The sequence below is a fragment of the Citrobacter sp. BDA59-3 genome (assembly GCF_015167655.1).
In the GTDB taxonomy this organism is placed as follows: domain Bacteria; phylum Pseudomonadota; class Gammaproteobacteria; order Enterobacterales; family Enterobacteriaceae; genus Phytobacter; species Phytobacter diazotrophicus.
The window spans coordinates 2,401,003-2,415,293 of record NZ_CP063427.1; the positions used below are offsets into that span (position 1 = coordinate 2,401,003).

General features: G+C 53.4%; 14 protein-coding genes. 7 read left to right on the top strand and 7 right to left on the bottom strand.

Features of this window, described 5'->3' with window-relative positions:
- Positions 1-359: 359 nt before the first annotated feature.
- The 3 genes from IP582_RS11300 to pth form a co-directional block, all read right to left on the bottom strand.
- The gene (locus IP582_RS11300) at positions 360-1,553 is read right to left on the bottom strand and encodes an integrase arm-type DNA-binding domain-containing protein (protein ID WP_193796007.1); all 1,194 of its coding nucleotides are present in this window, start codon (positions 1,551-1,553) and stop codon (positions 360-362) included.
- A 214-nt stretch (positions 1,554-1,767) separates the two neighbouring features.
- A complete protein-coding gene (ychF, locus tag IP582_RS11305; RefSeq protein ID WP_039079207.1) occupies positions 1,768-2,862 on the bottom strand; it encodes a redox-regulated ATPase YchF in 1,095 nt (364 codons plus the stop codon).
- A 126-nt stretch (positions 2,863-2,988) separates the two neighbouring features.
- A complete protein-coding gene (gene pth, locus IP582_RS11310; RefSeq protein WP_193796008.1) occupies positions 2,989-3,573 on the bottom strand; it encodes an aminoacyl-tRNA hydrolase in 585 nt (194 codons plus the stop codon).
- A 273-nt stretch (positions 3,574-3,846) separates the two neighbouring features.
- Between pth and ychH the strand changes: the two genes are divergently transcribed.
- Both ychH and IP582_RS11320 read left to right on the top strand, forming a co-directional pair.
- Positions 3,847-4,122: a stress-induced protein YchH gene (ychH, locus tag IP582_RS11315; RefSeq protein ID WP_039079205.1), complete on the top strand. Its 276-nt coding sequence runs from the start codon at positions 3,847-3,849 to the stop codon at positions 4,120-4,122.
- Between the two features lie 117 nt (positions 4,123-4,239).
- Positions 4,240-5,289, top strand: coding sequence for a MerR family transcriptional regulator (locus tag IP582_RS11320; protein ID WP_193796009.1), 1,050 nt, complete (start codon positions 4,240-4,242; stop codon positions 5,287-5,289).
- Here the strand turns inward: IP582_RS11320 and dauA are convergent.
- From dauA to lolB, 4 genes are all read right to left on the bottom strand, one after another.
- On the bottom strand, positions 5,284-6,963 hold the full coding sequence (gene dauA / locus IP582_RS11325) for a C4-dicarboxylic acid transporter DauA (RefSeq protein WP_193796010.1): 1,680 nt from the start codon (positions 6,961-6,963) through the stop codon (positions 5,284-5,286). The genes IP582_RS11320 and dauA overlap by 6 nt on opposite strands.
- Positions 6,964-7,085: 122 nt before the next feature.
- Positions 7,086-8,033 (bottom strand): ribose-phosphate diphosphokinase, encoded by a 948-nt coding sequence (gene prs / locus IP582_RS11330; RefSeq protein ID WP_090085106.1) that lies wholly within the window; start codon positions 8,031-8,033, stop codon positions 7,086-7,088.
- Positions 8,034-8,157: 124 nt separating this feature from the next.
- A complete protein-coding gene (ispE, locus tag IP582_RS11335) occupies positions 8,158-9,024 on the bottom strand; it encodes a 4-(cytidine 5'-diphospho)-2-C-methyl-D-erythritol kinase (protein WP_193796253.1) in 867 nt (288 codons plus the stop codon).
- Positions 9,024-9,647, bottom strand: a complete 624-nt coding sequence (lolB, locus tag IP582_RS11340) for a lipoprotein insertase outer membrane protein LolB (protein WP_193796011.1) — start codon at positions 9,645-9,647, stop codon at positions 9,024-9,026. Before lolB ends, ispE begins: the two co-directional genes overlap by 1 nt.
- Positions 9,648-9,848: 201 nt before the next feature.
- Between lolB and hemA the strand changes: the two genes are divergently transcribed.
- The 5 genes from hemA to sirB1 are packed head-to-tail and all read left to right on the top strand — an operon-like array spanning position 9,849 to position 14,275.
- A complete protein-coding gene (gene hemA, locus IP582_RS11345; RefSeq protein ID WP_039079200.1) occupies positions 9,849-11,105 on the top strand; it encodes a glutamyl-tRNA reductase in 1,257 nt (418 codons plus the stop codon).
- Positions 11,106-11,141: 36 nt separating this feature from the next.
- On the top strand, positions 11,142-12,224 hold the full coding sequence (gene prfA / locus IP582_RS11350; protein WP_193796012.1) for a peptide chain release factor 1: 1,083 nt from the start codon (positions 11,142-11,144) through the stop codon (positions 12,222-12,224).
- Positions 12,224-13,063, top strand: a complete 840-nt coding sequence (prmC, locus tag IP582_RS11355; protein WP_193796013.1) for a peptide chain release factor N(5)-glutamine methyltransferase — start codon at positions 12,224-12,226, stop codon at positions 13,061-13,063. Before prfA ends, prmC begins: the two co-directional genes overlap by 1 nt.
- A gap of 6 nt (positions 13,064-13,069) precedes the next feature.
- The gene (gene sirB2, locus IP582_RS11360; protein WP_193796014.1) at positions 13,070-13,462 is read left to right on the top strand and encodes an invasion regulator SirB2; all 393 of its coding nucleotides are present in this window, start codon (positions 13,070-13,072) and stop codon (positions 13,460-13,462) included.
- A 3-nt stretch (positions 13,463-13,465) separates the two neighbouring features.
- Positions 13,466-14,275, top strand: coding sequence for an invasion regulator SirB1 (sirB1, locus tag IP582_RS11365; protein WP_039079196.1), 810 nt, complete (start codon positions 13,466-13,468; stop codon positions 14,273-14,275).
- The last annotated feature ends 16 nt before the right edge of the window (positions 14,276-14,291 follow it).

Here is a 14,291-nt window from a genome sequence, read left to right on the forward strand (position 1 = left end):
TAATGTTTGTTCTGGGCTAAGTTAAGATGCCCGTCACGTAGATTTACCCTCAAGGGATTCTGATGACGGCTCATGCAGCGGAGTTTTTTACTTTGAATGAAGTTAACCGACTTAAAATCATTCAGGGGGACGACCAGCACCTGACAATGCAGATGGCCACGCAGCGCCTGGGTATCTCCTGTCAGCAATATCAAGCCAGGGCATGTGAAAATTTCGGTGGCTTGATAGTGACGCTTAATTGAGGTTAATCAACATCTGTTATTCATGCTTTACATGTAATGTAGGTAGAATTATAGGTTATTTTAAATAATCAAAAATTTATTATATTAATCAATGATGAAACACCAATGCATCAGCGTTTATGAAACATCAACATTGATGTCAGTGCTGCTTACCCATCCATCAAGCTTATCAGCCCATTCCTGCATCATCACTTTACGCTCATCAAGATACGTCGCATGGTTGTAGGTGCGGCGAACATTGTTGGTATCAGCGTGCGCAAGCTGAGCCTCGATAGCATCAGGCCGATAGCCCATCTCGTTTAAACGGGTACTTCCTGTAGTTCTGGTTGCATGTGGACTATAAGTTCCGCTCCAGCCGAGGCTTTTAAGTAGCTGACGCAGCGAGTGTGATGTCATCGGGCCACGTGGGTTATCTCGTCCCGGAAAAAGGTGCTGTCGATGCCCGGTTAATCCCTGTAGCGTTTTGAGCATGTTGACGGCTTGAGAGGGGAGGGGAATAACATGTTCCCTACGAGCTTTCATGCGCGTCGCCGGTATGGTCCATAGCGCATTATCGAGATCGAATTCTGCCCATTCAGCTTCGGTGACTTCGGCTGGCCGCGCCAGCGTCCACCACATTAGCCACATGCAATAGTTAACCTGATATGAGCCGCGACTGTTATCAAAACAGCTTAATAGCTTCCCGATTTGCTGTGGATTCAATGCCTGTTTATGCTGTGTCTTATTCGCCGGAAGCGCCTTGCGTACAGGCCAGACAGGATCGCTGTCAGCTCTAAGCGTTGCCACTGCCAACTCGAAAACCGATGAAATGGTACGTCGGGATTCAGCAGCAACAGTCGGAGCGCCGCGTTTAGCGGTTTCCTGAAGAATTTTAAGAATGTGGTGTGGGGTGATTTCTCTGACAGGGAGCTTACCGATTGCGGGGAAAACCACACGTTCAAGCATATCCAGTCGGCGTGTTTTGGTAATTTCGGCCCAGTCTTTCATCTGCAACCACTCTTTGGCGATCAGCTCAAAGGTGTTAGAAGCATCATTGACCTTGCGGATCTTATCTAACTGACGAGCCTGTGTCGGGCTAACTCCATCTGCGACTTGCCTACGCGCTTGCTCGCATTTCTCGCGAGCTTCGGCGAGCTTTATCGCTGGATACTCACCCAACGCAAACATGCTTGATTTTCCGTTGAGTTTAAATCGATAGCGCCATGCCTTTTTGCCATTGGGTTTCACTTCGAGGTAGAGACCATTAAAGTCATTGAGTCGATAGAGTTTTTCTTTCGGCCTGGCAGTGCGGCATTGCGTATCAGTGAGCATAGCGGGTCCTTGACTATTTCTTATACCGTTATTGTACTCACCTAAAATGATAATGGAAACGGATTGTACTCATCTATGTACTCATTTTAGACTGCGCTTCTATGAGATCATATGAGACAATATGGAATAAAAAATCCACGCAAGTGCGTGGATTTTAAAGAGTTTTGTGAGCTTCATGAGATGGTATGAAACCTCATGAGACAACAAAGCTTATTTAGACGTTGAACAGGAAGTTCATCACATCGCCATCTTTCACGATGTAATCTTTACCTTCTGCGCGCATTTTGCCCGCTTCCTTCGCGCCTTGCTCACCTTTGTAGGTGATAAAGTCTTCATACGCGATGGTCTGCGCACGGATAAAGCCTTTTTCGAAGTCTGTATGAATTTTACCTGCCGCCTGTGGGGCAGTTGCGCCAACCGGGATTGTCCATGCGCGCACTTCTTTCACGCCCGCAGTGAAGTAGGTCTGCAGGTTCAGCAACTGATAACCGGCGCGAATAACGCGATTCAGGCCCGGCTCTTCAATGCCCAGTTCGGCCATAAATTCTTCGCGGTCTGCATCGTCAAGTTCAGCGATATCGGACTCAACCGCCGCACACACGGCAACGACAACAGAACCTTCGGCATCGGCGATTTCGCGCACTTTATCGAGGTAGGGGTTATTTTCAAAACCGTCTTCGTTAACGTTCGCGATGTACATGGTTGGCTTGAGCGTCAGGAAGCTCAGGTATTTGATCGCGGCTTTGTCTTCTTCGGTCAGGTTTTTCAGGGCACGTAGCATGCCTGCGTTTTCCAGTTGAGGCAGACATTTTTCCAGCGCAGCCAGCTCTGCTTTCGCGTCTTTATCGCCGCCTTTGGCTTTCTTCTGTACACGATGAATAGCGCGCTCACAGGTGTCCAGATCAGACAGCGCCAGCTCGGTATTAATAACCTCGATATCATCCGCCGGATCCACTTTATTATTCACGTGAATGATATTGTCGTTCTCAAAGCAGCGTACCACATGGCCAATGGCTTCGGTTTCGCGAATGTTGGTCAGGAACTGGTTACCCAGCCCTTCACCTTTGGATGCGCCTTTAACCAGGCCGGCGATATCCACAAACTCCATCGTGGTTGGCAGAATACGCTGCGGCTTGACGATCTCCGCCAGCTTGTCCAGACGCGGATCGGGCATCGGTACGACACCGGTGTTCGGCTCAATAGTACAGAAGGGGAAGTTTGCCGCTTCAATACCAGCTTTAGTGAGCGCGTTGAACAGGGTGGATTTACCTACGTTGGGCAGGCCAACGATACCGCATTTGAATCCCATGATGTGATTACCTTAATTTCTGAATAATCAATCCGTTATATAAAACAGATTGCATAAAAGTTAATAACTTTGCCTATTATACACGTAACCGTTGTATCGTGCGGCAAAAATGCCAGAGGGCACGTGTTACTGGGCCTTAAAGGCGTGCAGACGGTTGGTCGCTTTAGTCAGGCCGTCTTTCAGCCAGATTTCCGTGCAACGTGCCGCTTCATCTATCGCTTCGTCAATCAATTTCTGTTCAGAAACAGGCGGTTTACCCAGCACAAAACCGACAACTTTGTTTTTATCGCCCGGATGACCAATTCCCACGCGCAAACGGTGGAAATTGGGGTTATTGCCCAATTTACTGATAATGTCTTTCAGCCCGTTGTGGCCGCCATGACCGCCGCCCAGTTTAAACTTCGCCACGCCCGGCGGTAAGTCCAGTTCATCGTGAGCAACCAGGATTTCGTCCGGGTTGATGCGATAAAAGGTTGCCATCGCGGCAACGGCCTTGCCGCTGAGATTCATAAAAGTCGTGGGGACCAGCAGACGCACATCTTCGCCCGCCAGATTAATCCGTGAGGAATAGCCAAAAAACTTCGGTTCTTCACGTAGCGGGGCGCGGCAACGTTCAGCCAACAGATCGACGTACCAGGCGCCTGCATTATGGCGTGTCGCGGCATATTCCGCGCCGGGATTTGCCAGCCCGACAATCAGTTTAATCGTCACTTTTTCTTCCTGACCAGGTCAATATCTGGCGCGTAGTTTACGTCGTGCGGCGCGTGATGACAAAGTTCTCAGGACGAAACGGGGAAAAGGGCAATGATTACCCATTTGAACCATTAGAAATACAACTAGTTCAGAGGGTTATTTGTATATATATGTGGTCTTAATATGTGTAATTGTGATCCTGGGCGCAATCGCCATAACCCCCCCTGTCTATACTTTACCCACAAGCATTGGGGTTATTCCCTTTCAACCCATCGTTCCGGAGGTGACACCATGAAACGCAAAAACGCTTCGTTACTCGGTAATGTGCTTATGGGCCTGGGGTTAGTCGTGATGGTAGTCGGCGTGGGTTACTCTGTTCTGAATCAGTTGCCGCAGCTTAATCTGCCGCAGTTCTTCGCCCACGGCGCCATTCTCAGCATTTTTGTCGGCGCAGTACTCTGGCTTGCAGGCGCGCGTATTGGTGGCCATGAGCAGGTCTGTGATAAGTACTGGTGGGTACGCCATTACGACAAACGCTGCCGCCGTGACGGACACGGTCATAGCTAACGTGTAGCAACACAAATAAGCGGTTTCCTCAGGAAGCCGTTTTTTTTGGCTTTTTTCTTGACCCTTACGTAACGTTAGGCCCGAGAGTGGCAGTCAAGGGGAAGAAAAGGAGCCGTTATGTTAATTCAAGCTGGTGAACTGGCACGTCGTGCCGGGATCACTGTCCGTACACTGCACCACTACGAACATATCGGTCTACTTACGCCTTCATCCCGAAGCGCTGCCGGTTACCGTTTATACAATCTCGCTGACGTCAAACGCCTGCATATGATTCAGGTACTGGCGAAGGCGGGTATGGCGCTGGCAGCTATCAAGGATTACCTGGCGCGGGAGACGCGTCCGCTTCACGTTCTGCTCGATGAACAAATCAGCTTGCTTGATGCGCAAATGCGCACGATCCAGACGTTGCGCCAGCAACTGCTGATGTTAAAGCATGGAATGGAAAGCGGGGCTGAACCTGACCTGGAGTCCTGGTTACTGACGCTGGAGTTAACGAATATGTATAACCGTTGGTTTAGTGCTGAGGAATTGCGCGAGCTACCGTTTGCCGCGCATGACGAAGAGCGCAGCCTTGTATGGGCGAACATGGTGGCGGAAGCCAAAGCGCTGATGGCGCAGGGGTGCCCGGTTGATGATGAAAAGGCGATGGATCTGGCAACGCGCTGGATGACGCGCCTGGAGGAGGATACTGCCCGCAGGCCGGAGTTTTTGACCCGGCTCAATGAGATGCACCTGGTTGAGCCGCAAATGCGTGAACAGACCGGAATTGATGATGCGACAATTAATTTCATCACCCGCAGTTTCGGCGAAAGCAAACTGGCTATCTGGCAGCGCTATCTGACGCCAGAAGAGATGGCATTTACCCGCGCGCATTATTTTGACCGGATGATGGAGTGGCCGCCGTTAGTCAGTCGCGTTCGTCAGGCGTCACTAGAGGGGCTTGACCCGCAGTCAGAAGAGGCGCAGGCGCTGGCAAACGCCTGGCTGGAGCTGTTCCAGTCCTATGCCGGAACCGATCCGCAAACCCAACAGAAGTTTCGCCTGTCGATGCAGCAGGAGCCGCATCTCATGAAAGGAACCTGGGTGACGCCAGACCTGCTGCAATGGCTGCAGCAGGCGGTAGATGCCCTGATGCGCAAGCGCTACGGGGCATCGGGTTCATCATAAATCCGCTAACGCGGCGTCACGGTTTGGCCAGAACGACAACCGGCCCGCAATGGGTTTGATACCCGCTCGCGCCATGGTGCGCAGCGGCTGAAACTCCAGATTGCTGACGCGTAACTCGGTGCCTTCCGGCAGGCGATTGACAAAACGCTGGAAGGCATCGAGCCCACCCGCATCAAGCAGCGGCACCGCATCCCACTTGAGTATCACGACCCGTTTGCCTGAAATCCGCGATTCCAGTTCGGTGAACAGACCGTCGGCGGCGGCGAAAAACAGCGGACCAATCACACGCAACACCAGAATATCGTCCGCCACGTCTACATTGACAGGCGACAGACGGGTCATGCGCGCGATACGGCGCATAAACAGTAGTGATGCCAGAACGATACCCACGCTAATGGCGATAACCATATCGAACAACACGGTCAGCGACATACAAATCAGCATGACGATAATGTCGTCTGTCGGCGCGCGACGCAGCAGGTTGACCACCTTATGCGCTTCACTCATGTTCCAGGCCACCATCAGCAGCAGCGCGGCCATGGCGGAAAGCGGCAGCCAGGAGAGCAGGGGCGCGAGCACCAGCAGGGCAAGAATCACCAGAACAGCGTGAATAATGGCGGAGACCGGGGAAGATGCCCCGGCGCGGACGTTGGCCGCTGAACGGGCAATCGCCGCCGTAGCGGTGATGCCGCCAAAGAAAGGCGCGACAATATTCCCCAGCCCCTGACCTATCAACTCGCTATTGGCTTTATGGCGTGTTCCGGTCATGCCATCAAGCACAACCGCGCAGAGCAGAGACTCAATGGCCCCCAGTAACGCCATCGAGAACGCGGCGGGCAGCAGCGCCTGCAGAGAGGCCCAGCTCAGGGTAAAGCTCGAACCCGGCAAATCCCAGGGCAGCACAAGCTGTGGCAGCAATTGTGGAATACCGTTGCCCTGTGAACCGTCTGCCAGTACGTAATGAAATTGAGAGCCAATGGTGGCGACATGACCACCCACCAGATTAACCACCGCCATCACGGCACAACCGGCAAGCAGTGCCGGTAAATGCCCCGGCAGGCGAATGCGCAGACGAGGCCACAAAATCAGGGTGCCGAGGGTAACGACACCGATGGCCGCATCACCGAGGTTAATACTCGGCAGTGCCATTGCCAGCGCGCCGACTTTTTGCAGATAATGTTCCGGCATATGGGCAACCTGCAAACCGAGGAAATCTTTTATCTGCATGGTACCGATGGTAATCCCGATACCTGACGTAAAGCCCAGCGTGACGGAAACGGGAATATATTCGATCAGGCGACCAAAGCGGGCGAGGCCAAACAGAATCAAAAAGCCCCCTGACATCAGCGTCGCTACCAGCAGCCCACCGAGACCAAATTGCTGCGATACGGGATAGAGAATGACGACGAAAGCAGCGGTAGGGCCGGAAACGCTATAGCGAGAGCCCCCGGTCAGTGCGATGACGATACCGGCGACAGCGGCGGTATAAAGCCCGTACTGCGGCGCAACGCCGCTACCAATGGCCAGGGCCATGGCCAGCGGAATGGCGATGATGCCAACAGTCACCCCGGCAATCAGGTCGCGCGTGAAACGCGCCAGGCTATATTTTTCCTTCCAGCAGGCCTCAATAATGGCGCTGAATGGCATGACGTGTGGAGAAAAGAGTCTTTTCACAGAAGAGTAATCCCTGGTCAAATATCACCAATACAAATTTGTATGCGCGATGTTTATTAGTCATACAAATAAAACACAGGAATAAAAAAACCCGCCGTAGCGGGTCTTTGTGCCGATTCCAATCAATGTTCGAACATTGCGGAAATGGATTCTTCGTTGCTGATGCGACGAATCGCTTCGGCCAGCATGCCAGACAGAGTCAAGGTACGCACGTTTGGCAGCGATTTGATTTCATCCGTCAGCGGGATGGTGTCACAAACGACCACTTCATCGATAACAGAGTTGCGCAGGTTGTTTGCCGCATTGCCAGAGAAGATGGGGTGAGTCGCGTAAGCAAACACGCGTTTAGCACCGCGCTCTTTCAGCGCTTCTGCTGCTTTACACAGCGTACCGCCGGTGTCGATCATGTCGTCAACCAGCACGCAGTCACGGCCTGCGACGTCACCGATGATATGCATAACCTGAGAAACGTTAGCACGCGGACGACGTTTATCAATGATAGCCATATCGGTATCGTTAAGCAGTTTTGCGATAGCGCGAGCGCGAACAACGCCGCCGATATCCGGAGAAACCACAATCGGGTTATCCAGATTAAGTTGCAGCATGTCTTCCAGCAGAATAGGGCTACCGAATACGTTATCAACCGGTACATCAAAGAAGCCCTGGATCTGCTCAGCGTGCAGGTCGACGGTGAGGACGCGGTCAACGCCTACGCTGGAGAGAAAATCTGCGACAACTTTTGCGGTGATAGGTACACGTGCGGAGCGCACGCGGCGGTCCTGACGGGCATAACCAAAATAAGGAATAACGGCGGTGATACGGCCTGCAGAAGCACGGCGCAGGGCATCAACCATAACAACCAATTCCATCAGGTTGTCGTTCGTTGGAGCACAAGTGGACTGGATGATGAAAATATCACCACCGCGTACATTTTCATTAATTTGTACGCTGACTTCGCCGTCGCTAAAGCGACCTACGGCGGCGTCGCCGAGAGAAGTGTACAGGCGGTTGGCAATACGTTGTGCTAGTTCCGGGGTGGCGTTACCAGCAAAAAGCTTCATATCAGGCACGAGAAGAACCTCAGGCATGCGTCCATTGGTGGATAGAATAAGCCATAAATGTGCGGTTCAGACATAATTCTATCCATGCGGTGTATTAAAGAGCGCGATGCAACGTCTGGAACAAGTGACGTTGTCACCGGGACTCAGCTTGCCCGGCGAGGGCGCTGGCGAGAGGCGAGAGGTTTACACCTCGTGCGACAAAACCGCGCAGCCATGCCGGGGCTTGCTCTAACGCCTGAAGAGCAGCAGACTCTGTGTCAAATTCAGCAAAAACACAGGCCCCTGTGCCAGTCAGGCGCGACGGCGCGTATTCTAGCAGCCAGGTAAGCGCCTCATCAACCTTACGAAAACGTTTTCTTGCGATAACCTCGCAATCGTTGCTGAATTCACATTTTAGTAACGTTTCTATTGACCGCTTTGGTGTATTTCTCGGCAATTCCGGATCGCGGAAAATGGTCGGGGTGGGGATACTGACGCCAGGATGGGCGACCAGATACCATTTCTCTTCGGGCTCCACGGGGGTAAGTATCTCGCCGATACCTTCGGCAAACGCCGCGTGGCCCCGGACAAAGACTGGTACATCCGCCCCCAGTGCTAATCCCAGTTCTGCCAGTTCATCAACCGATAAACCGCAATGCCACAGATGATTGAGCGCCACCAGCACCGTGGCCGCGTTTGAGGAACCCCCGCCCAGACCGCCGCCCATCGGCAGGCGTTTGTCTATCTGGATATCCGCGCCGCTGCCAGCAGGCAGGCGCCCCGTCTTTTGCGCTTGTTGCATCAACAGACGGGCTGCGCGCACGATCAGGTTTTCTTCATCCGGCACCCCCTCGACAGGCGTTAGCAACCGAATAACGCCATCTGTTCGCGGTTCAAAGCTTAAAGTGTCACCGTAATCAAGAAACTGAAACAGGGTTTGCAGCGTGTGATAACCATCAGCCCGTTGCCCGGTGATGTACAAAAACAGATTGAGTTTCGCCGGTGCGGGAAAGCGCGTCATCATTTCGCAATCCAGTTATCCATTTTGAGCTTGATACGCTGTCCGCCATTGCTCAGCTCAAGACTGGAGGGCAGGGACGGCTTCGTATTGCTGTCATAACCGCCGTACACCACTTTCCAGTTTTTGCCCCCCTGGCTGTAGCTAAGCTCACTGAGGCGATACTGGTCGTCAAGCTTGTAGTCGGTCGCGTCGCCGGGCAGGCCCAGAATCCACTGACGCAGGCTGTTCAGTGGAATCGGCATACCGGTCAGTTTGCCAATCATCTCTTCCGCATCGGTGGAGGTATAGCGCTTGCCTTTGTTGTCCACCAGCTCTACTGCGCCAGGCTGGGCGTTGAGTTCCAGCTCTGTGCTGCCCAACGGGTTTGTCAGCAGCAGGCGATAGCGATCCTGTCCGGTCTGTTGCCAGAAAAAGCGGGCATAGACTTTCTGCTCATCGGAGATAAAGGCGAAAGCGCCACGTGTCTGAAACTGGTTCAATTTGCTGACGTCTTGCTGATGTTGACGCCACTGAGGGGCATCCGGACTCTGGCCCGGCCCTTTAGGCGCATTGAGGGTACAAGCAGTCAGTACGAGGCTAGCCAGCGGCAGCAAACGAATAAGACGAAAGTCCGGCAAAGTCATAATGATGACGAATCCTTGAGGTGCGTTGCAGTAAATATTCTTAATGCTAGCGCCGGGCAGTGATAGCGTCTACGTTCAAGTTGTCTTAAATCATTAAATTACCGATTACTCCAAAAGGGGGCGCTCTCTTTTATTGACCTCGCGCATCCTGTATGATGCGCACAGTCTAACCTTATCAACGTTGGTACTATTCCCACTCACATGACTCTTCTGGCGCTCGGCATCAACCACAAAACGGCCCCCGTTTCGTTGCGAGAACGTATTACGTTTTCGCCGGATACGCTTGACCAGGCGTTGGACAGCCTGCTGGCGCAGCCGATGGTGCAGGGTGGTGTGGTGTTGTCGACGTGTAACCGTACCGAGCTTTATTTAAGCGTTGAAGAGCAGGAAAACCTCCATGAATCGCTGGTTCGCTGGCTGTGTGATTACCATCAGATCAGCGAAGAAGAGTTGCGTAACAGCCTCTACTGGCACCACGATAACGACGCCGTCAGCCATTTAATGCGCGTGGCGAGCGGGCTGGATTCATTGGTACTGGGCGAACCGCAGATCCTCGGCCAGGTGAAAAAAGCGTTTGCCGATTCTAACCGCGGTCATCTGAAAGCCAGTGAACTCGAACGCATGTTCCAGAAATCGTTCTCCGTCGCCAAACGCGTGCGCACGGAAACCGATATCGGCGCGAGCGCGGTTTCTGTCGCCTTTGCTGCCTGTACCCTGGCGCGCCAAATCTTTGAATCACTCTCGTCGGTCAGCGTCATGCTTGTCGGTGCGGGGGAAACTATCGAACTGGTGGCTCGTCATTTGCGCGAGCATAAAGTGCAGAAGATGATCATCGCCAACCGTACCCGTGAACGTGCGCAGGTTCTGGCAGATGAAGTAGGGGCGGAAGTGATTTCCCTCAGCGATATCGACTCGCGTCTGAAAGATGCCGATATTGTTATCAGTTCTACCGCCAGCCCATTGCCGATCATTGGTAAAGGCATGGTCGAGCGGGCAATGAAGGCGCGTCGCAACCAGCCAATGCTGCTGGTGGATATTGCTGTTCCGCGCGATGTCGAGCCGGAAGTGGGTAAACTGGCGAACGCCTATCTCTACAGCGTTGACGATCTACAAAGCATTATTCAGCACAACCTCGCGCAGCGTAAAGCGGCGGCGGTGCAGGCTGAAACTATCGTTGAGCAGGAAACGAGCGAATTTATGGCCTGGCTGCGCGCGCAAAGCGCCAGCGAGACAATTCGTGATTACCGCAGCCAATCTGAGCAGATTCGTGATGAATTGACTGCCAAAGCGCTGGCCGCCCTTGAACAGGGTGGCGACGCACAAGCCATTATGCAGGATCTGGCCTGGAAACTGACCAATCGCCTGATCCACGCACCAACCAAATCTCTTCAGCAGGCCGCCCGTGACGGGGATGATGAGCGCCTGCACATTCTGCGCAACAGCCTCGGGCTGGAGTAGCACAACAATCTCTAATAACAGGGTGCATTTACGCCTATGAAGCCTTCTATCGTTGCCAAACTGGAAGCCCTACACGAGCGTCATGAAGAAGTTCAGGCGCTGTTGGGTGACGCGCAAACCATCGCCGATCAGGAGCGATTCCGCGCCTTATCCAGGGAGTATGCGCAACTAAGCGACGTATCGCGCTGTTTTACTGACTGGCAACAGATTCAGGAAGATATCGAAACCGCACAAATGATGCTCGATGACCCGGAAATGCGCGATATGGCGCAGGAAGAGTTACGCGATGCAAAAGAAAAAAGCGAACAACTGGAACAGCATCTGCAAATTCTTTTGCTACCTAAAGATCCTGATGATGAGCGCAGCGCCTTCCTGGAAGTGCGTGCCGGGACCGGCGGCGATGAAGCGGCGTTATTCGCAGGCGATCTGTTCCGTATGTATACCCGCTATGCCGAGTCTCGTCGCTGGCGTGTAGAGATCATGAGCGCCAATGAGGGCGAGCATGGTGGCTATAAAGAGATCATCGCGAAAGTGAGCGGCGAAGGCGTTTACGGACGGCTGAAATTTGAGTCCGGCGGCCATCGCGTACAGCGTGTTCCGGCAACCGAATCTCAGGGACGTATCCATACCTCTGCCTGTACCGTTGCGGTAATGCCAGAATTGCCGGAAGCCGAACTGCCGGACATCAACCCGGGCGATCTGCGCATCGATACCTTCCGTTCATCCGGCGCGGGTGGGCAGCACGTTAACACCACCGACTCCGCGATTCGTATTACCCACTTGCCGACAGGCATCGTGGTGGAGTGCCAGGACGAACGTTCTCAGCATAAAAACAAAGCCAAAGCACTGGCCGTTCTGGGTTCGCGTATTCGCGCGGCGGAAATTGCCAAACGCCAGCAGGCGGAAGCCTCAACGCGTCGAAACCTGCTGGGTAGCGGCGATCGCAGCGATCGTAACCGCACCTATAACTTCCCGCAGGGGCGTGTGACCGACCACCGTATCAACCTGACAGTCTACCGTCTGGACGAGGTGATGGAAGGCAAGCTGGATATGCTGATTGAGCCGATTGTGCAGGAATACCAGACCGACCAACTGGCAGCGCTCGCCGGACAGGATTGATGGACTATCAACACTGGTTACGTCACGCGATAAATCGACTTTCGCACAGCGAAAGCCCGCGCCGGGATGCGGAGATTTTGCTGGGCTTTGTGACCGGAAAAGCGCGCACCTTTATTCTTGCTTTCGGGGAAACTTCGCTTTCGGACACCGAGCTTGCGCGGCTTGATGATCTGCTGGCCCGTCGTGAACAGGGGGAGCCGGTCGCGCATCTTGTGGGGGTACGCGAGTTCTGGTCGTTGCCGCTGTTTGTCTCGCCTGCGACGTTGATTCCGCGCCCGGATACCGAATGTCTGGTTGAACAGGCGCTGAACCGTCTGCCGGAACAACCGTGCCGGATCCTCGATCTGGGCACTGGCACCGGCGCTATCGCGCTGGCGCTGGCCAGTGAACGTCCGGATTGCCAGATTACGGCGGTCGACGTCATGCCCGATGCCGTCGCCCTGGCTCTGCGTAACGCGGAACATTTAGGAATAACGAACGTTTCGGTGCTGACCAGTCACTGGTTTAGCGCCCTGGAAGGGCAGCAGTTCGACCTGATTGTCAGCAATCCGCCTTATATTGATGAGCAGGACCCTCATCTTGCCATGGGGGATGTGCGTTTCGAACCGCGTTCTGCACTGGTTGCGGCACAAGAAGGACTTGCGGATCTCGCGTGGATAATCGCACAATCAAGGCGTTTTTTGCGCCCTGGTGGCTGGCTGCTACTGGAACACGGCTGGCAGCAGGGTGAAGCGGTACGTGCGCTGTTTGGCGAACAAGGATATGTGCAGGTGGAAACCTGCCGGGATTATGGTGATAACGAGCGTCTGACGCTCGGGCGCCTGCCGCTACAGGAGTAACGGGGAATGAGTGCGTTCACGTTTCTGATAAGCCTGCATTTGACCACGGTGGTTCTGACCATTAGCCTGTTTGTGCTGCGATACTGGTGGCGCTTTACGGGCGATCCTCGCGCACAGGCGCGCTGGGTGCGGGTTGTGCCCCATGCAGTGGACACGCTGTTATTGCTCAGCGGCCTCGGGCTTATCGTTGTAACGCGCTATATCCCATTTACTGCTAATGGCGCATGGCTGACGGAAAAGCTGTTTGGCGTTATCATCTACATCGTTTTGGGTTTCATTGCGCTGGGACGACATCGTCCGCGCAGCCAGCAAACGAGGTTTATTGCGTTTTTGCTGGGGCTGGTGGTGCTGTACATCATCATTAAACTCGCCGCCACAAAGATACCGATACTGGGGTAAGACATGCGGTCGTTAGCCGATTTCGAATTTAACAAAGCACCATTGTGCGATGGAATGATCCTGATATCTGAATTGATTCGTGATGATTTTCCCTCGCAGTTCGTGCACGACGAACTTGAGCGTCTGATCCGTCTGGCGCGTGAAGAAATAAGTGAGGCTCAACCGCAGGACTTGCAACTGGAGAAACTCCTTGAGCTGTTTTACGGCGAATGGGGTTTTAAAGACACCCGCGGTGTGTACCGTCTGTCGGATGCGTTATGGCTGGATAAAGTCCTGCAAAACCGTCAGGGTAGCGCGGTGTCACTGGGCGCCATTCTGTTATGGGTTGCCGGGCATCTGGACATTCCTCTGATGCCGGTGATTTTCCCGACGCAGCTCATTCTGCGCGCTGAGTGGCTGGATGGGGAAATGTGGCTGATCAACCCCTTTAATGGCGACACGCTGGACGAGCATACGCTGGACGTCTGGCTTAAGGGTAACATTAGCCCTGTGGCTGAGCTGTTTAATGAGGATCTCGATGAGGCAGATAACGCGGAAGTCATCCGTAAGCTGCTCGATACTTTGAAATCGGCGTTGATGGAAGAGCAGCAAATGGAACTGGCTTTGCGTGCCAGTGAAGCCTTGTTGCAGTTTAACCCGGAAGACCCGTACGAGATCCGCGATCGTGGCTTAATTTATGCGCAACTCGAGTGCGATCATGTTGCGCTGCACGATCTGAATTACTTCGTAGAGCAGTGTCCTGAGGATCCCATCAGTGAGATGATCCGTGCGCAAATTAACACCATTTCGCACAAGCAAATTACGCTGCACTAAACTGAATTAATAGACT

Coding starts and splice junctions, on each gene's coding strand:
- IP582_RS11300 (WP_193796007.1), bottom strand. CDS start 1,553: ATGCTCACTGATACGCAATGCCGCACTGCCAGGCCGAAAGAAAAACTC.
- ychF (WP_039079207.1), bottom strand. CDS start 2,862: ATGGGATTCAAATGCGGTATCGTTGGCCTGCCCAACGTAGGTAAATCC.
- ychH (WP_039079205.1), top strand. CDS start 3,847: ATGAAACGCAAAAACGCTTCGTTACTCGGTAATGTGCTTATGGGCCTG.
- IP582_RS11320 (WP_193796009.1), top strand. CDS start 4,240: ATGTTAATTCAAGCTGGTGAACTGGCACGTCGTGCCGGGATCACTGTC.
- ispE (WP_193796253.1), bottom strand. CDS start 9,024: ATGACGCGCTTTCCCGCACCGGCGAAACTCAATCTGTTTTTGTACATC.
- lolB (WP_193796011.1), bottom strand. CDS start 9,647: ATGACTTTGCCGGACTTTCGTCTTATTCGTTTGCTGCCGCTGGCTAGC.
- hemA (WP_039079200.1), top strand. CDS start 9,849: ATGACTCTTCTGGCGCTCGGCATCAACCACAAAACGGCCCCCGTTTCG.
- prfA (WP_193796012.1), top strand. CDS start 11,142: ATGAAGCCTTCTATCGTTGCCAAACTGGAAGCCCTACACGAGCGTCAT.
- prmC (WP_193796013.1), top strand. CDS start 12,224: ATGGACTATCAACACTGGTTACGTCACGCGATAAATCGACTTTCGCAC.
- sirB2 (WP_193796014.1), top strand. CDS start 13,070: ATGAGTGCGTTCACGTTTCTGATAAGCCTGCATTTGACCACGGTGGTT.
- sirB1 (WP_039079196.1), top strand. CDS start 13,466: ATGCGGTCGTTAGCCGATTTCGAATTTAACAAAGCACCATTGTGCGAT.